Source organism: Chroococcidiopsis thermalis PCC 7203 (assembly GCF_000317125.1).
Taxonomy (GTDB): domain Bacteria; phylum Cyanobacteriota; class Cyanobacteriia; order Cyanobacteriales; family Chroococcidiopsidaceae; genus Chroococcidiopsis; species Chroococcidiopsis thermalis.
The window spans coordinates 5486131-5509358 of sequence record NC_019695.1 but is presented as its reverse complement, the minus strand read 5'-3'; the positions used below and the strand labels follow the sequence as shown (position 1 = coordinate 5509358).

The 23228-nt window shown below is 46.2% G+C and carries 20 protein-coding genes, 1 tRNA gene and 1 pseudogene; 10 read left to right on the top strand and 12 right to left on the bottom strand.

The window, feature by feature from the left end; all coding sequences use genetic code 11:
• Window positions 1–6: 6 nt before the first annotated feature.
• Window positions 7–1020 (bottom strand): zinc-dependent alcohol dehydrogenase family protein, encoded by a 1014-nt coding sequence (locus tag CHRO_RS23960; RefSeq protein ID WP_015156817.1) that lies wholly within the window; start codon window positions 1018–1020, stop codon window positions 7–9.
• 265 nt (window positions 1021–1285) lie between these two features.
• On the opposite strand from CHRO_RS23960, the gene CHRO_RS23955 reads away from it, so the two are divergent.
• Together CHRO_RS23955 and CHRO_RS23950 are read left to right on the top strand one after the other, a co-directional pair.
• Window positions 1286–1642: a winged helix-turn-helix transcriptional regulator gene (locus tag CHRO_RS23955; RefSeq protein ID WP_015156816.1), complete on the top strand. Its 357-nt coding sequence runs from the start codon at window positions 1286–1288 to the stop codon at window positions 1640–1642.
• A gap of 95 nt (window positions 1643–1737) precedes the next feature.
• On the top strand, window positions 1738–1920 hold the full coding sequence (locus tag CHRO_RS23950; RefSeq protein ID WP_015156815.1) for a hypothetical protein: 183 nt from the start codon (window positions 1738–1740) through the stop codon (window positions 1918–1920).
• Between the two features lie 32 nt (window positions 1921–1952).
• Here the strand turns inward: CHRO_RS23950 and CHRO_RS23945 are convergent, their stop codons facing one another.
• The 3 genes from CHRO_RS23945 to cbiD all read right to left on the bottom strand — a co-directional run bounded on the left by CHRO_RS23945 (window position 1953) and on the right by cbiD (window position 5258).
• Window positions 1953–2216: a hypothetical protein gene (locus CHRO_RS23945; RefSeq protein WP_015156814.1), complete on the bottom strand. Its 264-nt coding sequence runs from the start codon at window positions 2214–2216 to the stop codon at window positions 1953–1955.
• Between the two features lie 9 nt (window positions 2217–2225).
• Window positions 2226–3815 carry a glutamine-hydrolyzing GMP synthase gene (gene guaA, locus CHRO_RS23940; RefSeq protein WP_041462616.1) on the bottom strand — a complete coding sequence of 530 codons (1590 nt, stop codon included), beginning with the start codon at window positions 3813–3815 and terminating at the stop codon, window positions 2226–2228.
• A 159-nt stretch (window positions 3816–3974) separates the two neighbouring features.
• Window positions 3975–5258 (bottom strand): cobalt-precorrin-5B (C(1))-methyltransferase CbiD, encoded by a 1284-nt coding sequence (gene cbiD / locus CHRO_RS23935; RefSeq protein ID WP_015156812.1) that lies wholly within the window; start codon window positions 5256–5258, stop codon window positions 3975–3977.
• 119 nt (window positions 5259–5377) lie between these two features.
• On the opposite strand from cbiD, the gene CHRO_RS23930 reads away from it, so the two are divergent.
• Window positions 5378–6793 carry a glycosyltransferase family 2 protein gene (locus tag CHRO_RS23930; protein WP_015156811.1) on the top strand — a complete coding sequence of 472 codons (1416 nt, stop codon included), beginning with the start codon at window positions 5378–5380 and terminating at the stop codon, window positions 6791–6793.
• Between the two features lie 77 nt (window positions 6794–6870).
• Here the strand turns inward: CHRO_RS23930 and CHRO_RS23925 are convergent, their stop codons facing one another.
• Both CHRO_RS23925 and CHRO_RS23920 read right to left on the bottom strand, forming a co-directional pair.
• On the bottom strand, window positions 6871–8916 hold the full coding sequence (locus CHRO_RS23925) for a DNA polymerase III subunit gamma/tau (RefSeq protein ID WP_015156810.1): 2046 nt from the start codon (window positions 8914–8916) through the stop codon (window positions 6871–6873).
• Window positions 8917–9165: 249 nt separating this feature from the next.
• Window positions 9166–11262 carry a thioredoxin domain-containing protein gene (locus tag CHRO_RS23920; protein WP_015156809.1) on the bottom strand — a complete coding sequence of 699 codons (2097 nt, stop codon included), beginning with the start codon at window positions 11260–11262 and terminating at the stop codon, window positions 9166–9168.
• Window positions 11263–11536: 274 nt separating this feature from the next.
• Here CHRO_RS23920 and clpP point away from each other — a divergent pair.
• Window positions 11537–12157 (top strand): annotated as a pseudogene (clpP, locus tag CHRO_RS23915) (ATP-dependent Clp endopeptidase proteolytic subunit ClpP); the annotation flags it as partial.
• A gap of 32 nt (window positions 12158–12189) precedes the next feature.
• Here clpP and CHRO_RS23910 read toward each other — a convergent pair.
• Complete coding sequence (locus tag CHRO_RS23910) at window positions 12190–13131, bottom strand: hypothetical protein (RefSeq protein ID WP_015156807.1); 942 nt, start codon at window positions 13129–13131, stop codon at window positions 12190–12192.
• Window positions 13132–13202: 71 nt separating this feature from the next.
• Complete coding sequence (locus tag CHRO_RS34565) at window positions 13203–13328, bottom strand: hypothetical protein (RefSeq protein ID WP_281168604.1); 126 nt, start codon at window positions 13326–13328, stop codon at window positions 13203–13205.
• A gap of 555 nt (window positions 13329–13883) precedes the next feature.
• Here CHRO_RS34565 and CHRO_RS23905 point away from each other — a divergent pair.
• The 3 genes from CHRO_RS23905 (at window position 13884) to CHRO_RS23895 (ending at window position 17867) form a co-directional block, all read left to right on the top strand.
• Window positions 13884–16208, top strand: a complete 2325-nt coding sequence (locus CHRO_RS23905) for a ribonuclease R family protein (RefSeq protein ID WP_015156805.1) — start codon at window positions 13884–13886, stop codon at window positions 16206–16208.
• Complete coding sequence (locus CHRO_RS23900) at window positions 16198–16812, top strand: flavin prenyltransferase UbiX (RefSeq protein WP_015156804.1); 615 nt, start codon at window positions 16198–16200, stop codon at window positions 16810–16812. The genes CHRO_RS23905 and CHRO_RS23900 overlap by 11 nt, the downstream gene beginning before the upstream one ends.
• A gap of 173 nt (window positions 16813–16985) precedes the next feature.
• Window positions 16986–17867: a LapA family protein gene (locus CHRO_RS23895; protein ID WP_015156803.1), complete on the top strand. Its 882-nt coding sequence runs from the start codon at window positions 16986–16988 to the stop codon at window positions 17865–17867.
• Between the two features lie 17 nt (window positions 17868–17884).
• Here CHRO_RS23895 and CHRO_RS23890 read toward each other — a convergent pair whose 3' ends face one another.
• The 3 genes from CHRO_RS23890 to CHRO_RS23880 form a co-directional block, all read right to left on the bottom strand.
• The gene (locus CHRO_RS23890) at window positions 17885–18109 is read right to left on the bottom strand and encodes a hypothetical protein (protein WP_015156802.1); all 225 of its coding nucleotides are present in this window, start codon (window positions 18107–18109) and stop codon (window positions 17885–17887) included.
• Window positions 18110–18401: 292 nt separating this feature from the next.
• Window positions 18402–18707 (bottom strand): hypothetical protein, encoded by a 306-nt coding sequence (locus tag CHRO_RS23885; RefSeq protein WP_015156801.1) that lies wholly within the window; start codon window positions 18705–18707, stop codon window positions 18402–18404.
• 22 nt (window positions 18708–18729) lie between these two features.
• A complete protein-coding gene (locus CHRO_RS23880) occupies window positions 18730–19638 on the bottom strand; it encodes an alpha/beta fold hydrolase (RefSeq protein ID WP_015156800.1) in 909 nt (302 codons plus the stop codon).
• A 360-nt stretch (window positions 19639–19998) separates the two neighbouring features.
• Here CHRO_RS23880 and CHRO_RS23875 point away from each other — a divergent pair, with 360 nt between their 5' ends.
• From CHRO_RS23875 to fba, 3 genes are all read left to right on the top strand, one after another.
• On the top strand, window positions 19999–20526 hold the full coding sequence (locus tag CHRO_RS23875) for a GNAT family N-acetyltransferase (RefSeq protein ID WP_015156799.1): 528 nt from the start codon (window positions 19999–20001) through the stop codon (window positions 20524–20526).
• Window positions 20527–20672: 146 nt separating this feature from the next.
• A tRNA-Lys gene (locus CHRO_RS23870) sits at window positions 20673–20744 on the top strand.
• A gap of 228 nt (window positions 20745–20972) precedes the next feature.
• A complete protein-coding gene (gene fba, locus CHRO_RS23865) occupies window positions 20973–22052 on the top strand; it encodes a class II fructose-bisphosphate aldolase (RefSeq protein ID WP_015156797.1) in 1080 nt (359 codons plus the stop codon).
• Window positions 22053–22141: 89 nt separating this feature from the next.
• Here fba and CHRO_RS23860 read toward each other — a convergent pair whose 3' ends face one another.
• On the bottom strand, window positions 22142–22954 hold the full coding sequence (locus tag CHRO_RS23860; RefSeq protein ID WP_015156796.1) for a carbon-nitrogen hydrolase family protein: 813 nt from the start codon (window positions 22952–22954) through the stop codon (window positions 22142–22144).
• Window positions 22955–23228: the final 274 nt, after the last annotated feature.

The window sequence follows — 23228 nt, the reverse complement described above, 5'->3', positions numbered from 1 at the left end:
TGATTCTCACAGGCTTATACAGACTTTGCCGAAGTGTGCGCCGCTTTCGAGATAGGCTAGTGCTGCTCTGGCTTCGTGGAATGGAAAGACCCGATCTATAATCGGTTTCATTTGATGCAGCTTAATACTCCGATTCATGTCTTCAAATAAATCGCGAGAGCCTACATAAATACCTTGGACTCGGATATGTTTGAACAGGATTGAACCAGTGCTGACATCTCCTGCAATACCTGTAAGCACGCCAATCATCGCTACCTTACCGCCATAGCGCACGGCACGAAGGGATTTTGACAGCGTTCCCGATCCCCCAACTTCTACAACTAGATCTACACCTCTACCATCGGTCAATTTCTCAACTTTTTCATCCCAGTCGGACGTAGTTTTGTAATTAATTCCTACATCTGCGCCTAGCTGGATAGCACGGTCTAATTTGTCATCGCTACTGCTAGTTAGAATAACTCGTGCGCCCATCATTTTTGCGAATTGCAAGCCAAACAGCGATACGCCACCTGTTCCTTGTAGCAGCACCGTATCACCTGCTTTAAGTTGTCCCTCTACTATCATTGCATTCCAAGCTGTAACAGCAGCACAAGGTAAAGTTGCAGCTTCTTCATAAGATAGGTGTGCGGGAATTTTGACAACTCCCTGTTCGTCAAAGACAACGTACTCTGCTAATAGACCATCGATCGCACCACCAAGAGCAGAGTTGGCTTTTTCTGCTGTTAATTCTCCCGATATAAATGTTTGCATGAAAATGCCTGCAACGCGATCGCCTACCTTCACTCGCGTCACACCTTCTCCCACAGCGACAACTTCCCCCGCACCATCAGAAAGCGGCACTATTACTTTGAGAGATTTGGGATCGTAAGCTCCTTTTGCAACTAGTAAATCTCGGTAATTGAGGGATGCAGCTTTCATTTTTACCAAAACTTGTTTAGCTTTGGGTTGCGGTTGCGGGCGTTCTACTAAAGTTAAAGCATCCAAACCTGGCTTGTCGTTTTGAATTTCGTATGCTTTCATAAATGTCTCCAATTAGTTGACAGACAGCACAAAATTGTAGATTGAGACGACCTCAATCATTGGTTGAAACGCGACAAATAACTAACAGCAAGCTGAAATGAAAGTGCGACTTTACTTCTAATTGCACTTCGTTTAAATAGCTGCACTTCAAAAACTATACTTTGAGTTTCTAGGCTAAATTAAAAATTGACAAGTACGCACAATTTTGTGAAGTAGTATCAAACTTGTGCAGTAGGATCAAAAATTATCCTATCCGAGGCATTCTATGCAAAGCAGACAATACGATTACCGCTACAGTTGCTCTGTAGAAGCAACATTAGATGTGATTGGTGGTCGATGGAAAGGCGTGATCCTATTTCATTTAATGGAGGGAACGAAGCGATTCAACGAACTCCAGCGTCTAGTACAAGGCTGCACTCAAAGAATGTTGACTTTGCAGTTACGCGAATTAGAAAAAGATGGTGTGGTTAAGCGTACCGTTTATGCTGAAGTGCCACCGAAAGTAGAATATTCTTTAACCGAATTCGGTCGCAGTTTAGAACCAATTTTACTGATGATGCGCGATTGGGGCGATCGCTATGTGAGTCAGTTGGTAGAGCAAAAGTCAAAAGTCAAAAGCTAAAAGTCAAAAAGTAAGGGCTAGTACTTACTTGCAGTCAGCAAATACTAACGTTACAATTTATACCACATTACTGACTCTAAAAAACTACAAAAGTCATGGCATTTAATAATCAACACTACTATACTTTTACTGCATTGCTACAGCTTTGGGGGCTTCCATCACAACTAGTTGAGCCTATTAGCCGTCAACTCGCCAACATAGACAATACTCAGCAAGATGAATTGATTCAACTGTTCGCTGTTGAGTTACAAAAAAAACAAAGCCCTAGTGAGAAGTAGGGTGGGCAATGCCCACCCCACTCAAGTACGATTTAGGAAACAAAACCAAAGATTTTGGCAAACCCTCCTAAAATTGCCAGTACTAATCCAATTACCACTCCTCGGTTGATGAATTCCTGGGTGTCAACCCACTTGACAATACCGTCTATTTTTTCATCCAAAACCCAAATTTCGCCTTTGAGTTCTGCTTCCACTCTGACTAGATTGGTTTTGATATCGCTAGCATCTTCGGAAATCTTGTCAACTTTGGTTTCTAACCTAGTCAAGATTTCTTTGAGATCGAACTCTATATTCACAATCTCTTCCTATTCCCACTCGATGGTTCCAGGTGGCTTAGAAGTAATATCATAGACGACGCGATTTACGCCCTTGACTTCATTCACGATCCGATTAGAAATTAATTCCAACAAATCGTAAGGAACCCTTGCCCAATCCGCTGTCATCCCATCTTCGCTAGTAACGAGGCGTAGGACAATTGGGTAAGCATAAGTACGCTGATCGCCCATGACACCAACGCTACGAATTGGTAAAAGGACTGCAAAGGCTTGCCATACGTCATTGTATAAACCCTGCCGATTGATCTCTTGACGGACGATCAGATCTGCATCGCGGAGAATTTCCAACCGTTCGGCTGTAACTTCACCAATAATCCGAATTGCTAAGCCAGGACCAGGGAATGGCTGGCGCTGAACAATTTCTTCCGGTAAACCGATCGCCCGTCCGACTTTACGTACTTCGTCTTTGAAGAGTTTGCGGAGGGGTTCGACGAGTTTGAATCTCAAGTCTTTGGGTAAACCACCGACGTTATGATGGCTCTTGATCTTCACCGCGACACGTTCGCCTGTTTTGGGATCGACGTTAGTATCGGCAGATTCGATCACGTCTGGGTAAAGCGTCCCTTGCGCGAGGTAGTCGAAGGGTCCGAGACGCTTGGAACTTTCTTCAAACGTGCTGATAAATTCATGTCCGATCCGACGGCGTTTTTCTTCGGGATCGGTAACACCCGCGATCGCAGCTAAAAAGCGATCGCTAGCGTTAACATACTCTACCGGAATGTGAAACTGTTCTCGAAACAACTTCACCAACCGTTCCGGTTCGTGCTTGCGCATAAAGCCTTGATCGATGAATACACAAGTCAGTTTGTCACCGATCGCCCGATGTAACAAGAAAGCTAGGGTAGAAGAATCTACACCACCCGAAAGTGCCAACAACACTCGCTTATCACCGACTTTCGCCCGTACTTCTCGCACTGACTCTTCAACAAAAGCCGCTGTCGTCCAAGTTGGTTCGCAGTCGCAAATATGGTAGACAAAATTGCGGATCAATGCTAAACCACCGATTGAGTGGACGACTTCTGGATGGAACTGCACGCCGTAAAGTTTTGTATTGTGTTCGGCGATCGCCGCACAGCTAGTATTTTCTGTATGGGCGAGAATTTCAAATCCTTCCGGTAGCTTGACGCACGAATCCCCGTGGCTCATCCACATGGTCGTCCCATCTTCTACGTTGGTCAGCAAGTCCGTGGGATCGTCTATACGCAAGGCTGCTTTACCATATTCTCCCCGTTCGGCGCGAACGACTTGCCCGCCTAACTGATTTACCATCAGCTGCATTCCATAGCACACGCCAAGGATAGGGATACCCAAATGCCAAATTGCGGGATCGCACTGCGGAGCACCTTTGTCATACACGGAATTGGGTCCCCCTGAGAGGATAATTCCTTTAGGATTGAGTAGGCGCAGTTGTTCGGCGCTGGTGCGATAGGAGATCACTTCAGAATAAACTTGAGTCTCGCGAATCCGACGGGCAATCAATTCCGAATATTGAGAGCCGAAGTCAAGAATCACGATCGTTTGTCGAGCTAGCCGCCTGAGTGACGTATCTTGTGGCGGCATTTCTGTTTGTATTGTCACTGCTGGAAGTCCTACTGGATGAGAAAAGGTTGCTCTAAGAGATGAAGCTCTCGATGACAAATCTAAAAAATATATCCCTATCTAAAGAGGGATACTAAAACTGTATTTATTGCTATCTTTAAAATGTTTATTCTTATTAAGTTAACACAAGTGATCCAGGATGGTAGTAGCAGTTTCGCTTTTGACTAAAATTTGACGATCGCGGTCAAACAGAACTGTACCAACACTAACTTGGCGATCGCTGTGATTGTAGATATATTCCTGAGAACGTCGATCGATTTCTGAGGCGATCGTTTCATAAACTCGACTTACCCAGTCGCTGTTTTCTCTTACATCCAATTCCCGTAAATATTTCAGCGCGGCTTCCGCTGTAGGACAAGCAAAAATTGCCTGAAGAACGTTTGTCGGTAAGCCTAAATTGGCGCAGTGTGCCGTGAGGATCTCGCGCCGTCCATCAGCCAGGTGGTGGTGCGTGTGAAAAATCCCACCTGCGAGTTTCAGCAGCTTACCATGATAGCCGAACAACAAAATTTCTTTGACTCCCTGCAATCCCGCCTCTACTAGCAGAGAACCCAGCCAATTTGCGGTTTTAACTAACCGTTCGCGATCGATCCCCAGTTGAGGTGCTAAGTCTAGACCATTTTCTCCCACACAAAAAACCAAACTTTCAAACTGTCGTGCTTTTGTTTGTAATTGTTCGCGACAGATATCTAACTGTCCTGGGGCGCTCAAAGGTTGAGAGATCCCTGTCGTCCCCAGCAAAGAGAGTCCATCTACCACGCCAAAAGCAGAATTAGAAGTCCGCTCCGCGAGTTTTCTGCCTTCTGGAAGGATAATCGTAACTTGAATTGTTTCCCCTGGAGCAAGCGATCGCTCTAAGTTGGCGTACAGCAATCTTTGGGCATAGGCGTAAATTGCCGGGGAATTCGGAATTCGGAATTCGGAATTCGGAATTGAAGAATCATTGACTATCCTGCCGATTCCTTCCCCACCATTGATGATGATATTTTGCGGGTGCGTGGTAGTTGGTAGTTGGTAGTTGGTAGTTGGTAGTTGGTAGTTGGTGTTGTCTCCCTTGTCTCCCTTGTCTCCCTTGTCTCCCCCCTCTCCCTTGTCTCCCCCCTCTCCCTTGTCTCCCTTGTCTCCCCCAGCCCTCTTCTCCCCGACTCCCAATTCTACCAATGCCCAAATTGGGGTATTGCGCGTGATGTCCAAATTATCCCCAGGATCGCTGCGGGTAACTGCTAAAGCCATCCCTGGCTTGAGTTCGGCTACTTGTTCGATCGCAATTTCGACAATTTCAGGTGGTTCGAGTAAGTCGATTGAAACGCGATCGAGCGATCGCCCTTGTTTGATCTGCTGTAAAGCTGCTACAGCCGCAGCACAAGCGAATACTGGTAAGGTGTATCCAGAGCGGGGTGACATGGGTTGGAAGTCGGGGCTAAGAGGTGAAATGCCGAGATGGGTATAAATGTCAGATACAATAAGACTGCAAAGCCACTGATGGCGCAAACAATTACTGGTGTTCGATCGAGTAGTGACCTATGCCAGCCAATTCATGGTCTGAAAATGATTCATATGACGAACTAGACGCACTGAGCGCTTTCTTGTCAGACCTGTCAGATGCAGAAGAATCTGTAGAAACGTTGCCAGCAACGTCGCTGCCATCTCTGTTCCAAGGTCGCAGGCGCAAAGCCGCAGTTGTTTTAGTTACGATCTGGAGCAGTACTATTGCCCTGCATTTAGTTTCTTGGGGAGCATGGTTTGTACTTGGTCTAACTACGTTGTTTGGGATTCATGCCCTGCGGATAGTCTTAGCTCGACCGCGCCAGCAGGCAGAATTAGTTAGTGATGAAGCACTGGCAACGGCTCCTTTTATTTCCCTGCTTGTGGCAGCCAAGAACGAAGAAGCAGTAATCGGCAATCTTGTCAAAATACTTTGCAATCAAGATTATCCAAATGACAAGTACGAAGTTTGGGTGATAGACGATGATAGCACCGACAACACGCCAAAAATCCTATCACAACTGGAGCAGGAATACGACTGCTTGAGAGTATTGCATCGCCAGACTGGAGCAACTGGTGGCAAGTCAGGAGCGCTAAATCAAGTCTTGCCGCTGACTAAAGGTGAGATTTTAGCAGTATTTGATGCTGATGCTCGCGTGACTCCCGACCTACTCAAACAAGTTCTGCCTCTGTTTGCAGAAAAAAAGGTAGGAGCCGTACAAGTGCGCAAGGCGATCGCCAATGCCAGCGAAAATTTCTGGACGCTGGGACAGCAAGCTGAAATGGCTTTGGATGCCTACGTACAGCAGCAACGACTTGCAGTTGGCGGACTGGGTGAACTACGAGGGAACGGTCAATTCGTCCGTCGTGCAGCTTTGCAGCGCTGCGGTGGCTGGAATGAGGAGACAATCACCGATGACCTCGATTTGACATTCCGCTTGCACCTAGATCGGTGGGAAATTGAGTTTCTACCTTATCCAGCAGTGGAGGAAGAAGGTGTAACGACAGCACTTGCCCTATGGCATCAGCGTAATCGTTGGGCAGAAGGCGGCTATCAGCGATATTTAGACTACTGGCGACCGATCTTGAGCAACCGCATGGGAACTCAAAAAACCTTTGACATGTTCATGTATCTGCTAATTCAGTACTTATTACCCGCTGCCCAGGTTCCCGATTTGTTCATGGCGATCGCCCGCAATCGTTTGCCCGTATTTAGCCCGCTGACAGGTTTAGCCATGTCAATGTCTATGTTGTGGATGTATCAAGGGCTAAAGCGGTTTCATCCAGATGGAAAGCTGCGTTTATCAACGCTGTTGATGCTGCTACTTCAAACCATGCGCGGTACTATTTATATGTTTCACTGGTTAGTGGTGATGCCCAGTATCACTGCGAGAATGTCCGTTCGCCCTAAACGATTGAAATGGGTTAAAACTGTTCATCAGGGTAAGAGTTAGGATTTGGTAATAAGGTAATAGGTAATAGGTAATTGGTTGTCTTTCCACGCAACACTCACCACGTACCACTTACCACACTAAAAATCAAGATCGGAGTCTTCGGCAGTATCACTATCTTCCCACTCTGGAACAGTGGCAGATGAGATACTGCTGATGTCTGTAGATGAGGTAAATTCTGTACTGTCACCGATCGCCTCACCATTGAAAGATTTAGCAAAGCGTTGAACTACAATATCGAACTCGCTAATTTCTAGTTGTCCGACTGGAGTGGAAGTCGTGGGAGTCACCGGATCTCCAGTTGCGGCTGCTGAGATTGGTGTTTTCGCAGAGCCATCCTGAAAGGCGGTTGCTGATTGGGAGTTTGAGACTGGAGCAGCTGGCTGAGCCATACTTACTCCAGTTGTATACTCGATCGCGGGAGCAGTGCCATTCGTATTATTGTTTTTCGTTTCAAGTGCGCTGCTATTAGCTGGAGCAATCTTAGCCACAGTCAAGGTTGCCTCGCGAACTTCCTTCGGCATCGCGGCTAATTCTAGCTGTACTTGTACTTCTTGTCCGAATGCCGAGAGAAAAGCAGCTTTGATATTTGGCACGTAAGCTTTAGCACGATCGCGCCAAGCTGGAGATTTCATGCCAATCCGAGCAATACCAGCTTCAAATTGAATTAATCGTCCCATTTGCTTGAGCAATGCTTGAGTCGAGTGCGGTTGCAAGCAAGCAAGTACCTGAAGCCAAACTTCCTCATTAGAAGAATTTGGAGTTTGGAATTCGGAATTCGGAAGTGAAGATTCTTGAGTGCTGGTAGTTGTTGGTTGTTGATTGGTAGTTGGTGGTTGGTAGTTGTTGGTTGTTGGCTGTTGGTTGTTGGCTGTTAGTTGGTGGTTAGAAAGTGGTGCGTGATGCGTGGTACGCTCAGGAATAGGGTGTGGGGTCTGGGGTGTGGGGTGTGGAGTTGAATTGCGAATTGCTCCCTCAGCTCCCTCAGCTCCCTCAGCTCTCTTGCCCCTGCTCCCTGCTCCCTGCTCCCTAAGTGAAGCAGATGGCAACAATCCCAATAAGCTGACTTCTAGCCATAAGCGGGGCTGGGTTGTATTTTTGATTTGGGCTTCACTTTTAGCTAAGTGCTGTTGTCCTACCAAGATATTAGAAATATCCCAAACTTTAGCTTGCGTGCAAAGCGCATCCCATGTTGCAGGAGTAACGGCGATGAGATCGTTACGGTTGGGCGCGGTTTTAGCCACAAGTAAATCACGATAGAAACCTGCCAAGTTTTGCAGCAGCGTTAACGGTTCCCTACCCCGATCCATAATTCGACGCACGGCATCGAGTAATGCTTCTGGTTGATTCTGTGCGATCGCTTGTAAAATTTCTAGCAAGTCTGGCTCGGCAACAGAACCGACTAAATCCCAAATTCGCTCTACAGTCACGACTCCAGCTAATAAGCTCAACTGATCGAGTAAACTTTCGGCATCCCGCAACCCCCCCTGGGCAAAGGATGCAACTAAATGTATGGCTTCTGGGGTAATATCAATGCTTTCTTTAGCTGCGATCGCGCTTAAATGCCCTATCATCGCGTCTAGCGGAATGCGGCGGAAATCAAACCTTTGGCAGCGCGAAATAATTGTTGGTAATACCCGTTGGGGATCGGTGGTAGCTAGGACAAATACGACGTGTGCTGGTGGTTCCTCTAAGGTTTTCAGCAGGGCATTAAACGCTGCCGTACTGAGCATGTGGCATTCGTCGATTGCGTACACTTTGTAACGACACTGGACGGGGGCAAATTGGGCGCGTTCGATCAGTTCTCTAACATTATCTACGCCCGTGTTACTAGCAGCATCGATTTCAATCACATCTAGAGTCGCACCTTTAGCAACTCCTTGACACACGACACAGACACCACAGGGTTGAGCTGTTGGTTTGTTGCTATTGAGGCAGTTCAGCGATTTTGCTAAAATCCGAGCGCTAGAGGTTTTTCCCGTCCCCCTCGGACCCGTAAATAAATAGGCAGGGGCGATTTTCTGTCGCTCGATCGCATGAGTTAATGTAGTCGCGATCGCCTCTTGACCTACCAAATCGGCAAAAGTCTGAGGGCGATATTTATGGTGTAGCGGCTCGTAAGACATTGATTTGAAACTCTTCCCTACCACTGGGTAAATAGTACTAATGCACTATTTAGAACCCCATCTATAGTATGGCAGAGGAAGTATATCTCCTAAAGAAACGAAATTATATTCTATTAAGCTGGACGATTAGAAATCGCGTCTATACAAGCAAAACCCGCAGCTGCGGGTTTTGTAAATCCTCGACTTTACTATTAGTTCGCCCAGGCGGACTTGATTTGTGTAGCTGCGCCTTTCATTCGCACTATTTTCCTACATCCCTCTCATCTGGCTTTGTTGAATCTGTTGTTGCATTTTTTCTAAGGTTTCGGCAGGTGCAAGACAAGTCAAACCCTTACAGACTAGACCAACACTGGAATCTGGTAAGTTATCTGCTTGGGTCAGTACGGCAGCAGGAAGATACTGTGTTAAAAATGTCTCAATTTGCTGTTGTGAAGTCCGAATCGTCGTACAGTGAGAATACCAATCAAAAGCAGTGAATAGACTGGGGCAAGCTTGTGGGTGTTGGTGCATGGCACTGCTAAAAGCCTGTAAACCTTGCTCGGCGCGATCGAGATAAGTTAGATCTTCCGTCAGTAGAGCTAACCGCACGAGATTGGCGATCGCTACTCCATTCGCCGCCGGAGTCGCATTATCCATATAGCTGCGTTCTCTAATAATTAACTCCTGACTCGCATCTTTAGCGGTATTGAAATAGCCTCCTAGTTCTACACTCCACAAAAGTTCATCAAACTCTGTTTGAACTGCGATCGCTTTTTCCAACCAATGTAGAGACGTTACATGTAACGTCTCCACATGTAACGTCTCTACAAGTGATGCCTGATGTAAATCCAACAATGCTTTGATAAATTGGGCGTAATCTTCCGACTGCGCCATCACAGCAGCTTTACCATCATAATTCAGCCGATGAAAACGCCCGTCTACCCACTGATTTTCTAAGATGAAGTTTGCTGCACGAACAGCCAAATCTAAATAATCATTTTGTTGGAATACGATAGCAGCTCTTGCTAAACCTGAAATCATCAAACTATTCCAGGCAACAATCATTTTGGTATCGGTGACAGCCGGAATTCTCCCCGCCCAAGTTTGAGTTTTTGCTTCTTGGTTATTTCTAGCAGGAGGGAAAATCTCTAATTCTTCAACTGTAGAACCGTAGCGCACTTGAAACAGTTTTTTCAAAGCTGATTCTACTGTCTCACTTAAAATACCAACTTGGCGGCGTTGTAAAACATTTTTGCCTTCAAAATTGCCTTGGGGAGTGACGGTAAATTCTGCCTGTATTGCAGTTAATTCTTCTGAAGTTAGGATATTCTCTAATTCGCTGTAACTCCAAACGTAAAACGCTCCTTCCTCTGGCTCTGCTTCTTCTGGATGTATAAAACTATCAGCATCTTGAGCGGCATAAAAATAGCCTTCAGGAGCCGTCATTTCTCGTTGCAACCATTTTACAGTCAGCGCGATCGCCCTTTCAAAAGCTGGTTCTTTGACTCCCGCACTCCACAAATTTGCTAAATACTCGACAATTTGCCCGTTATCGTAGAGCATCTTTTCAAAGTGGGGGACTGTCCAAGTCGGATCGACAGTGTAGCGATGGAAGCCACCCCCTACGTGGTCGTAAATTCCTCCCAAAGCTAAATCGATCCCACGCTGAGTACAAGATTCTGGGAGATTGTAGCGAAAATTATCTTTCCAGACGGGCAAGAAACGCCACCCCCGTAAAGCTAAGTCAGCATAAGGAATCATGGGAAATTTAGTTCCGTAGTCGCCACCTGTAATAATTCCCGTACTGGTTTCAATTCCTTGACGTAGTAATGCTGAATTTAAAGGCTGGGTATTGGGGAGAATAGCAGCTTGCTGGATAGCTTCGAGAATTGCTTCCTGGCGCGATCGCAGATCCTGTTTTTCGGTATCGTAATAACGGCGCAGCGCTTGCAGAACCTGTAAAAATCCTGGTCTACCGTATCGCGGTTCTAAGGGAAAATAAGTTCCACCATAAAATGGAACTAAATCTTCTGGCGCGAGAAAGATATTTAAAGGCCAACCCCCTTGACCAGTCATCATCTGCAAGGCTTGCATGTAGATACTGTCAATATCGGGACGTTCTTCTCGATCTACCTTAATTGGCAAAAAGTTAGCATTCAAGTATGCTGCCACGGCAAGATCGGAAAAAGCTTCTCCCTCCATGACCGTACACCAGTGACAGCTAGAATAACCAATCGACAGAAAGATTGGCTTATTTTCTGCTTTTGCCTTTGCCAAAGCCTCATCACACCAGAACCACCAATCAATCGGGTTTTCAGCGTGCTTGCGTAGATAAAGGCTTTGAGTTTGAGCCAGACGATTAGTCATGGTTAAATTGTGGTTGCCTTCACTGCCAGTCTATCGAAAAGGAGCGAGGAGTGAGGAGTGAGAGAAGGATAGATAGACAAGGTGACAAAAGAAACAAGGCGACAAGGGAGACAAGGCGGACAAGGGAGAAATTCGATCTAAAATCCAAAATTTAAAATTTCCCTCACTCCTCACTCCTCGCTCCTCACCCCTTCTTAAAAATTTAAAATTTCCCTCACTCCTCACTCCTCGCTCCTCACCCCTTCTTAATAGATAAAATGAAGAAAACTCACAACAGACTAACCGAATGATTCCTATTGTTATCGAACAATCTGGACGCGGGGAACGCGCTTTTGATATCTACTCTCGCTTGCTGCGGGAACGGATTATCTTTCTAGGACAAGCCATTGATTCTAACTTGGCTAATTTGATTGTCGCCCAGTTGTTGTATTTGGATGCTGAGGATGGCGAGAAAGACATATATCTCTATATCAACTCTCCTGGTGGCTCGGTGACAGCGGGAATGGGTATTTTTGATACGATGAAGCACATTCGCCCCGATGTTTGTACTATATGTACGGGATTAGCAGCCAGTATGGGGGCTTTTCTACTCAGTGCTGGTACGAAAGGAAAGCGCATGAGCCTGCCAAATTCGCGAATCATGATCCATCAACCTCTCGGTGGCGCGCAGGGACAAGCCACTGATATTGAAATTCAAGCTAAAGAAATCTTGTACCACAAGCGGAAGTTGAACGAGCATTTAGCCGAACATACAGGTCAACCGCTAGAAAGGATCGAGCAAGATACAGAGCGAGATTTCTTTATGTCGCCCCAAGAAGCGATGGATTATGGTTTGATCGATCAAGTTATCGACAAGAAAGCTGTTGGTAGACGACCGATGGCAGCGGTTGGCTAGATTGTTTTGTAGAAACGCGCAACTGCGCGTTTCTAGCTTACACCAATGCGATCGCGCTCGGTTTGCAAATAGTCCAAAAATCCCTGTAATTCCCGCTCGGTCAATTGATGCCGCTTATTCTTGCTATATTTTGCTTGCAGGTATTTAGGACCTTCTTTAGCATCCCATCCAAGTTCCTGTAGCTCTTTGACGGCTTGAGTTGTTTGACTATATAACTCCAAATAGCGATTGAAGTCCCGTGCTTGTAGGGCTGTTAACTCGTAGCGCGACCCTTTACCGTAGTTAGTTTCCAAACATTCGCGTTCGTCATTTGCCTTCAGCTTTGCTTCCTTCAGTTTGACCTCAATCTTTTGTAATTCCGTAGCTAAGTCCGCAGATGATTGAGTTTCTTCTCTTGTTGTATCATCTGCGATCGCTAGAGATTCATAATTAGAGGACAAATCTGCGCTTTCATAATTGTCTTTGGATAAAGGCGGTTTACTGCTACTAGCAGCGAATAAGTCAGCAGCAAAATCTCCGCCAAAAATATCTGTTTCCAGTGATGGTTCGGAATTGGTGGCTAACGATTTACTGTTGCCTCTACCACCAGTAGTGATGGAAGTCGATTTTTGTTCTTTTGTAAGGGGTTCTAATTCTGGCGTGTAGCTAAAATCTAACTGCGATTCAGTAGGAGTAGGAGGACTAGAAGAACTGCTGGGTTCAGATAGAGATGCAGCTGGTTGCGCCACGGGTATTTCTGGTGGCGTAGGTAATGCAGAAATTGTTTGATTTTTTGGGGCAATTGGGGCGAGAAAATTGTGGTTGAAACAAGCGATCGCTCTTTCTCTCGCCTTATCTTCTGCTGCTTCCAGCGTTTCTGCTGTTGCCATCCCAGTAGCACGAACAATACCATCAACCTGTACCGCTACCCGCACGACAAACTTACCCTGATAAATTGTCAATAACTCTGAAATTAAGCTTTTGTCATTTGTCATTTGTTATTCGTCATTCGTTGTTTGTCAGGAGCCAGGAGTCAGAATTCAGGAGCCAGAATGAGAAGAATATATCAAAATTCTCCCTTGTCTCCCTTGTCTCCCTTGTCTCCCTTGTCTCCCTTGTCTCCCTTGTCTCCCCCCTCTCCCTTGTCTCCCCCCTCTCCCTTGTCTCCCCCCTCTCCCTTGTCCCAAGACACTCTAGCCCCTAGCCCCTTTCCTATATGTCGCTTGTTTCCTAAAATAGAATGGGGATAGCCAATTTTAGTAGATGGCGTACTGCTTACTCAAATGTTACCGACTTTTTGAAGAGAGTGTAACAAAACTGAGTAAATGGTATTCCAACTCAATCGGGCAAATCCTACTGCATCACAAGTGTTACATCTTTTGACACTTCAATCCTCGTTATCTCACTGCCTAGCTGCGATTTACTTGTGGCTATATATCCGTTGGTGAGAGGCAACCGACTCGCACGCAGCATTACTACATCCGTTGTGTAGAGTATAGACCTTGATGATGCAACCCTCTCGCCTTTCCTAGTAACAAAGGTTATTTTGGGAGTTGGGTGAGATACTGCTGTTAGAAGTCCCAACTGTTTCACCCTACCAAAGCCAAAGTTGCGCCCAGTGGTAAAGATCTGGCTAATGGTAGAGATAAAAGGAAAAAGCGTATTTTCCACAGGCAGGAAGAGATAGCTAACTGCCTAACCCAGACAACAAGAAGTATGATATTTTGACCGGAGGTCGGCTCGCTACATGGAGTTTTCAATCGCTACACTACTAGGTAATTTCACAAGTGATAAATTAGTTGCAGCAAAAGCCCTAGAAAAAAAACTAGATTATCAAGACGAAAGTAGTATTCAAAGGTTATTTATTGCCCTAGACGTACTGGAAAAAATCGGTGTTTTGGTTAAGGAACACGGTAAGTATCGTCGGGTAAGAGAAGAAGGAACAATTGAGGCTAAACTTCGTTGTTCTAGTAAAGGCTTTTGCTTTGCAATTCAAGAAGCTGAGGGAGCAGAAGATATATACATTCGCGAAAGTCATCTAAGTAATGCTTGGAATGGCGATCGCGTTTTAGTGAAACTGACGAAAGAAGGTAGCCGTCGTCGCAGTCCCGAAGGCGAAGTCCAACTCATTTTAGAACGGGCAAATCAAAGTCTGTTAGCAAGAATCAAGCAAACAGATACTAATTTTAGAGCTGTTCCTCTAGACGATCGCCTCCTATTTGAAATCGAACTGCAACCCGACGATCACGACTTAGCACAAGCGATTGACTATTTAGTACATGTAGAAATCCTCCGCTATCCCATTGCCCAATATCCTCCTTTAGGCAGAGTGGTACAAGTTTTAGGCAGCGATGCCGAAGCCGCCTCAGATGTAGAGTTGGTGTCGTGCAAGCACAACCTACCCCGTGCCTTTTCCTCATCCGTGCTTGAAGCAGCGGTCGAATTACCAGCTCAAATTAGCCGCAAAGAATTCAAAACTAGAAGCGATCTGCGTCCGCTCCTCACCTTAAGTTTCCGAGAGTCAGCGGACGATACGACCTATGTTGAAAATGCTTTTACTTTGGAAAAAACGACGACGGGACAGTGGCAATTAGGCGTTCATACTGCCGATCTTGCCTACTTTATCGATCCAGATACGCCTTTAGATCGTGAAGGGTTGAAACGTTCCAGCAGCGTTTACCTGGGAGAAAAAATTCTGCCTTTATTCCCCGATGCGGTGGCGCAACGGAGTGCATTCGAGCCAGAAAGCGATCGCCGTGCCATTTCCGTTCTACTAACTTTGGATGCAGCAACCGGACAAATCGTGGAGTTTGAAATTCAACCGAGCGCGATCCAAGTTGATTACCAACTCGATGCTGAAGTTGTAGAGAATATTCTCAGCGATCGCAGTGCAGAACTAGGACTACCAGCCGCAGTGGTAGAAAAAGTAGGGCAGCTAGCAGTATTAAGCAAAGCCTTGCAAGAGCAAAGACAAGCTAGAGGTAGCTTTGCCCTCAATTTACCACCTCGTCAGTACTCCTACTACGACGAAGGCAGGTTAGGAGTTCTGACTCAAGGAGAACCCAAACTCTCCGAATTGGTCACTGAGTTGTTGTTATTAGCAAATCAAGTTGTTGCCGAGCATCTAAACGCTTTGGGCGTGCCTGCGATTTATCGCATTCAACCGCCTCCCGATGTCGAAGACGTGCAAGAAACAATCAAGCTAGCAGCTAACTTAGGAGTAGAGCTGGGCTTAGATCGAGAAGATGCCGTCCATGCAGGAGACTACCAAGAATTTACCGAGCAGTTTGCGCGATCGCCCCAAGCAGAACAAGTCTTGACTTATTTGTTACGGGATACGCTAAAGCCGAGTGCTTACAGCAGTAAATTCCAGCCATACTTTAGCTTAGCTCTACCTGGCTACACCCACTCTCACGCTCCCTTGCGGCGGTTTGCCGATCTAATCGTTCAGCGAGTTTTACATACAATATTCGAGCAAGGGCGCGATCGCCGGACTACACGGGCAAAAGACAGCATAAATTTACGTCATAGCTCCTCTCATGGCAAAATTGGCTGGAACGTCTTGCCTCCAGAAACGCAGCAGGAGCTAGAAGTTTATATTGCAGGTGCGATCGCGCAGTTGAACGAGCGAGACAAGGAAGTTCAGGAAGCCGAAGACGATTTAGTTGGGTTACAAAAAGCTCAACTGATGAAACAGCGCATCGGCGACGTGTTTGAAGGCATTATTACCGGAGTCCAGTCCTACGGCTTTTTCGTGGAAATAGAAGTCTCCGACACTAAAGGCAGAACGTTGCGAGTTGAAGGCTTAGTCCACGTCAGTTCTCTCAAAGATGACTGGTACGAGTATCGCGGCAGACAACAAGCTTTATTTGGGCGGAAAAACCGTGCTGCATATCGTTTAGGCGATCGCGTTTCCGTACAAGTCAAGAGCGTAGACTACTACCGCCAGCAAATCGACTTAGTGACAGTTAACGGCGATCGAATGCTTAGTGGCGATCGGCTAGAGGACACCTCACCCCTCGATAACGACTTGAGCGACGACTCAGATACGTATTTTGACGATGAGGAATAATCTACCGCTGATCCTGGGCGTCAGCGGGGCATCAGGATTAATTTATGCCGTCCGAGCGGTGAAATATCTCTTGGAGGCAGACTACGAGATCGAGCTAGTTGCCTCCAAATCAGCCTACATGGTTTGGCAGGCGGAACAAAATATTCGGATGCCTGTAGAACCCTTGCAACAAGAGCAATTTTGGCGACAGCAGGCAAGGGTAGAATCTCTAGGAAAACTCCGCTGCCATCCTTGGGGAGATGTAGGCGCTAACATTGCCAGCGGCTCGTTTCGTACGCTAGGCATGATAGTCATGCCTTGTAGTATGAGTACGGTAGCAAAGCTTGCCAATGGTTTGAGTTCCGACTTGCTCGAACGCGCTGCTGATGTCCAGTTGAAAGAAGGGCGCAAGCTGATTGTCGTGCCTAGAGAAACCCCCTTTAGTCTGATTCACCTCCGCAACCTCACCACGCTAGCAGAGGCAGGCGCTAGAATTGTGCCAGCAATCCCTGCTTGGTATCACAATCCAAAAACTGTCGAAGACTTAGTGGATTTTGTCGTTGCTCGTACCTTAGATCAACTCGATATCGACTGCATTCCAATCGAACGATGGCAAGGACGATAATAGGGAGTAGGTAGCAGGGAGTAGGGAATAGGGAAGTTAAAAATTAAAACTTAAAAGGAGCCAGTGTGTTGGGCGGCTCTGCCGACAGTCCCGCAACTGGCGTTCAAAATTAACTGCTTCCTTGTCTTCCTTGTCCCCTTGTCTTCCTTGTCCCCTTGTCTCCCCTCAAAATTATGGCTGCCATCCGCTTCTTTCTTTTATTGATATTACTGGGAGGTCTGACGGTACTGCTGGTGCAAAACTGGACACCAGTACTGTCTTTGGTATTTTTAGGCGGACAAACTCAGGCATTACCTTTGTCAATCTGGATTTTGTTTAGCGTTGCTGCTGGTGCAATAACCTCAATATTCATTGCCAGTTGTTTTCAAATCGCTAGCTATTTTGCCCAACCGAGAGCGAAAAAGCAGCGCCGTCGAGCCGCAAAAACTTCGACTCGGTTTGCTTCAGAAGAGAAAAATCCTAACAAAACGCCAGACCCTCCTAAAACAAATACCTACAGCTATACTGCTAGTTCTCCACGACCAACTCAACCATCCGTGCAAGAATCGGACGGATGGGACACTACAGCTAATGACGATTGGAACTTTACTGAAGATACAGAACCCGCCACGCAAGATCCCCCCGATCGCCAAGAGTATATCGATCGCGCTGTTGCGGACAGAAAACGCAGTAGCAACCTTGATGATGACTGGGATTACGTTCCTCAAGACACTCAGCGTCAACCCCAAGAGCGGCAAAAAAACTATGCTAGCGATGAGACCAATCGCCCAACTAGCAATGATACTAACGAACCTAATGAACCCAAAAGTAGCGATCGCTCTGCTTCAGTTTACTCCTATAGCGCTCGCGAACCAAAAAATTCAGGTATAGGTAGAACCGAATCAGTCTATGATGCCGAGTACCGCGTTCTTACCCCACCCTACAAACAACAAAATACGTCTTCGCCACCACCCAGTAACCGCCCTCAAAATAACGATGACGATGATTGGGGATTTGTGGATGACGAAGACTGGAAGGTGGATAACGAGGACGATTCGTCCCGTTCAGAAAAATAATTTAGCGCCAGACTTAGTTACGTCCGTGATGCGATCGCTACGCTCAAGTGCCTTCGCTTTAACCGCTCCCGCGATTCCTGTCTAACCCTGCCTTGCATAGCGGCTTCCTGCAATCGCATGAAAGCCAGAAAATCTTCTTGTCCGTAGTGATGTGACATCAGATAACGCAATTTCTCTTCAGCTTCCAATGTCAGATATCCAGTTTTAATTGCCTGGAGAGCTAGGTCGCGAATTTCAGCCATATTCAACTCCTCATGCACCACAATCGGGAAGCTTGCTTCCCATTTATCAATCCTAGACTTTACAAGTCTACATATAGTTTCGGTTAACTTAAAGAAAATTTTATACTATGTTGCGTTTTCTTATGGTAACTATACCAACATTATACTCTCAAAGCTTACTACTAAACTTCTTTGAGTAGTTGACTTTATAGTTACAGAGTAATAAAAATCGATAGTCGATCGGTAGTTAGTTGTCAGTGACTAGCAGCTAGTATCAGTGGCTTGAAGAATCTAGTTACCTGATACCTAGTCACTAGACACTTAAGTTGTCTCCTTTGCCCTCTTCTAACTGCCAGTTTGCCAACAACTGTTGTATTCTTAGCCGTTCGATATAAGGCCAACCGCCCGTAGTTTCAACGTCTTTTAGTAAAGCGTAAAGTGCTTGACGATTATCTGGCAAAGATTCTTGAAATAAACCATCCCGAATTTCCCGATGCAATTGCTCTAACTGTCGCAGTAAGGCTAAAAGAGCGAGATTATCTCCCCGACACTTATCGGCTAAACTCAAGACGATAATAGCAATTTGCTGTAACTCTGACTCTTCTAGCTGCCAATTCATGCTGTTTTGGAGGGGGTGAGGACTATTTGTACTGCGTCACTATAGCTCGAATTTGCTCGGCGACCATATCTGTTTGTTCTAACATTGCCAAATGTCCGCATTCAGGAATTTCGATCGCATTTTCGCCACAGGCTTGAAACAAGGGGTGAAAACTGGCAAGATGGCGGACGTATTTTGGTTCCATAATCTTGTCTTTGTCTCCTGCCAGAAAATAAACTGGTTGTTGGAGTTGTGACACGATCTGTGGTAAGCGATTAATTTCAGTCTCCGTAGTAGAGTCTAGAAGCGCTCCTAGAGCTGCTTCTGGATGAGCGATCGCTAGATCGACAATGCGCTGACGACCCCACGAGCGGGCGATCGCCTTGGCGACATTTGCCCGCGTCATCCATAAATCGACTAACGGTAATAAAGGCAACCAACGGGGACGAAGTTTCACCAACTGAGTCCCAACAGCGCGAAATTGCTCGAAAGATTCCTTCAGATAAATTCCGCCACCAGCATTCACGCAAATGACCCCCTGTACGGACTGGGGCATTTGCTGAGCCGTCCAGAGCGCGATCGTCCCGCCAAGGGAGTGACCGATCAACCAAGCGCTGGAAATGTTAAGTTCCTGCAATAAACATTTCAAATCGCGAGCATAAGCAGTGGGTGAATAGGGAGAATTATCTTCTTTTGTAGCATTGGAGCCATTTAACGCCAGAGCCCGAGTATCTGCTTCAGCCTTCTCTTGAGAAGAAATGGCGTGAGATTGACCAAAGCCACGCAAATCGTAAGATAAACATTGATAGTCTACTGCCAGCCTTTCAATCAGAGGTTGCCAGTAGGCACGGCTGAGGAGCCAACCGTGAACGAATACCAAAGCATGGGGAAAAGTCGTCGGTGCAGTCAACTCGTAAACGTGACGCACTCCCGCAATCTCTATGGTTGCCATGCTTCTATCCTAGCCTTAACGCTACCTCAGCAGTTGTAGAGTTTATCTTTACTTCTTTCTTTTGACAGGACGCTTGCCCTAGAAGTTTCCTTCTTGCCACTTGCCGCTTGCCTCTTACCCCTAATTCCTTTAAGGTGCTAAAGTTAAAAATGGCTGGTTATGAGTAAGCTAGTTGTACTTCAACTCTAATTCTGTGTCTCTCATACTAGGGCATTCATTTGACAACCAAACTGTCGCTTGAATCGGGTTGTGGGAAAGTAGACGTTAGAACTTGGGTAAGAACAGCGAAACTAGAAAAACTAGAAGTATCATACTAGTTCGTGTAGTCAATATCGTTTCTATCTCATAAATTGCATTGGCATGGGTTTTTGGAAAGGCTGGTTTAGCGGTTCTGAAACTGCTACCGGAACCAAGACAGCGCCAGTAGAGGAGGAAGCCGTCGAATCTATGGGCTTTTCTGCTCTAAATGGTGAAAGTATTGTTTTTAGCACCGATCGCAACATCGACCTTTACGAGTTGGAAGAACTTTGCGATGCTGTCGGTTGGGCGCGTCGTCCTCTCCGTAAGGTTAAAAAAGCGATTCAGCACAGCTTTCTCGTCGTGTCGATGTGGCAAGTACGAGGAACTCAGCGAAGGCTAATTGGATTTGCCCGTGCTACTTCAGATCATGCCTTCAACGCTACTATTTGGGATGTCGTCGTGCATCCTAGCTTTCAGGGAAAGGGGCTAGGTAAGGCATTGATGAAATACGCAATTAAAAAACTTCGTGCTGAGGACATCAGCAACATTACTCTGTTTGCCGACCCCCACGTGGTAGATTTTTATCGGGGTATGGGTTTTATGACCGATCCTGAAGGGATTAAGGGGATGTTTTGGTATCCCAATTAGCTAGGGAAGGGAGTAAGGAGCAGGGAGTAGGGAGTAGGGGAGAAAATTTTTTTCTTGCAACTGGCGCGAAATGTAGTGACTTTGACTAAGTGCTTGCATAAATCCAGGAGCCTCTGGTAAACTAGTAAAGTTGCAAAAACGCAAAAGGGTCGCTAACTCAACGGTAGAGTACTCGGCTTTTAACCGAATAGTTCTGGGTTCGAATCCCAGGCGACCCATATTTTTAACTCGATATGTTTGTTTAGCGTTCAAGTCACAGTAGACGCTGGACAAATTGGCTTTGGCTCCAAGGTAGCAATAAAGCGATCGTGGTGAAGATATCCCAGCACCTTACCTCATCTCTAAATCTAAGTCTCTAGTAATGATCTGAAATTTATCTTAAGATTAGCGTAATAAACACGCTTGTTCAAAGCAACTAGCTGATAACAAAACTAGGAGGACATTGTATGGCGCTCGTACCAATGCGGCTGATGTTGGATCACGCGGCAGAGAATGGATACGGCATTCCAGCTTTCAACGTGAATAACATGGAGCAGATCCAAGCAATCATGCAGGCTGCTAAAGAAACAGACAGCCCCGTGATTCTACAAGCCTCTCGTGGCGCTCGTAAGTATGCAGGTGAAAACTTCCTGCGTCACCTAATTTTGGCAGCAGTAGAAACTTATCCTTATATTCCTATTGCCATGCATCAAGATCATGGTAACGAGCCTGCTACTTGCTATTCAGCAATCAAGAACGGCTTTACCAGCGTCATGATGGATGGTTCTCTGGAAGCTGACGCTAAATCCCCAGCTAGCTATGAATACAATGTCAACGTTACCCGCGAAGTTGTAAAAGTAGCTCACGCTCTAGGCGTTAGTGTAGAAGGCGAACTCGGTTGCTTGGGTTCTTTAGAAACTGGCATGGGTGAAGCTGAAGACGGACATGGTTTTGAGGGTAAATTGTCCCAGGATCAATTGTTAACCGATCCAGATCAAGCAGTTGATTTCGTAGAGCAAACTCAAGTAGATGCTTTGGCAGTGGCAATTGGAACCAGCCACGGCGCTTACAAGTTTACCCGCAAGCCAACAGGCGAAATTTTGGCGATTAGCCGCATTGAAGAAATCCACCGTCGTTTGCCAAACACTCACTTGGTCATGCACGGTTCTTCCTCAGTACCCGAAGACTTGCTGGCTCTAATCAACCAGTACGGCGGAAAAATTCCCGAAACCTACGGCGTGCCAGTAGAAGAGATTCAAAAAGGAATCAAGAGTGGAGTACGGAAGGTAAATATCGATACCGACAACCGCTTGGCAATCACTGCTGCGGTACGGGAAGCTCTAGCTAAAGATGCTAAAGAATTTGACCCCCGCCACTTCCTGAAGCCTTCCATCAAGTACATGCAAAAAGTCTGTGCCGATCGCTATCAGCAATTTAGCGCTGCTGGCAACGCTAGCAAGATCAAGCAAATTTCTACCGATGATTTTGCTGCTAAGTATGCTAAAGGCGAATTAAACGCTATCACCAAAAAGACTGCAACCGTGTAATTCAACACAACGTTGCGAGACAAGCGTAGGGTGGGCATTGCCCACCTTACATTTTTGCTTATGCGATCGGTCGTTGATGCAATGACTAGTTAAACAAACACCCGATGCTGTAACGAAGGCATTTGACGACGGACTTGTTCGAGACGAACGGGATTAATTTCCGCGATCGCTACGCCTGGGCGATCGCCTGCATCGGCTAAAATAACTCCCCAAGGATCGATAACCATTGCATGTCCGTGAGACTGACGTAGGGCGTAATGTTTCCCTGTCTGCGCGGGGGCAAGAATATAACAAGTATTTTCAATTGCTCTAGCTTGTAACAAGATTTGCCAATGGTCTTTACCAGTGTATGCCGTAAAAGCCGCTGGGATAAACATCACATCGGCTCCCTTGTATGCTAAGTGGCGGTAGAGTTCGGGAAAGCGGACATCGTAGCAAATGGAAAGCCCTAGATGACCCAATTCTGTAGAGGGATAAACCACTGGTAACTGCGTTCCAGCTTGTACGGTACTGGATTCGTGGTAAGTATTGCCATCAGGTAAGTTGACATCAAATAAGTGTACCTTTTGATAGCAGGCGAGTTCTTCCCCACTTGGTCCAATCAGTAAGGCTGTATTATAAACTTTGCGCTCGTCAACTGGTACAGGAAACCCGCCACCGAGAATTGTTACTTGAAACCGTTGCGCGACAGTTCGGAGAAATTTTTCGCTTTTCGAGGCGATCGCTGCTGCTTGGGCAATTTTATCCTCTTCCCGTCCCAAATAGGAGAAGTTTTCCGGCAAGGTGACCAACTCCGCGCCTTGGCGGACGGCAAGTTCGATTAATTCTTCAGCCTGTACCAAATTTTTCTCTAGGTCAGGCACGCTAGTCATTTGAACGGCAGCAGCGAGATAAGACTTCATGTATATTCCGATAAGACAATCTGAAGTAGATTATTAAAAATATATCCTTCAATAGTGCCTTTCGCGTATCTCAGAAAAGTTCTGTTCTTCTCCTGTCCCCTGTCTTCTGCTAACGACAAAGCGCTATTAACCAACAACAGGTTAAGTCCGTGCTGTTTGAGTTTGTTGCTCCCAAAACTTATTAACTAGGATAACAAGGGAACTCAAGAATGTGCCGCTACCACTTTGAGAATTGGGTAGAGTGCTGTCGGCTTTCTATCTACAATAGCTTTGA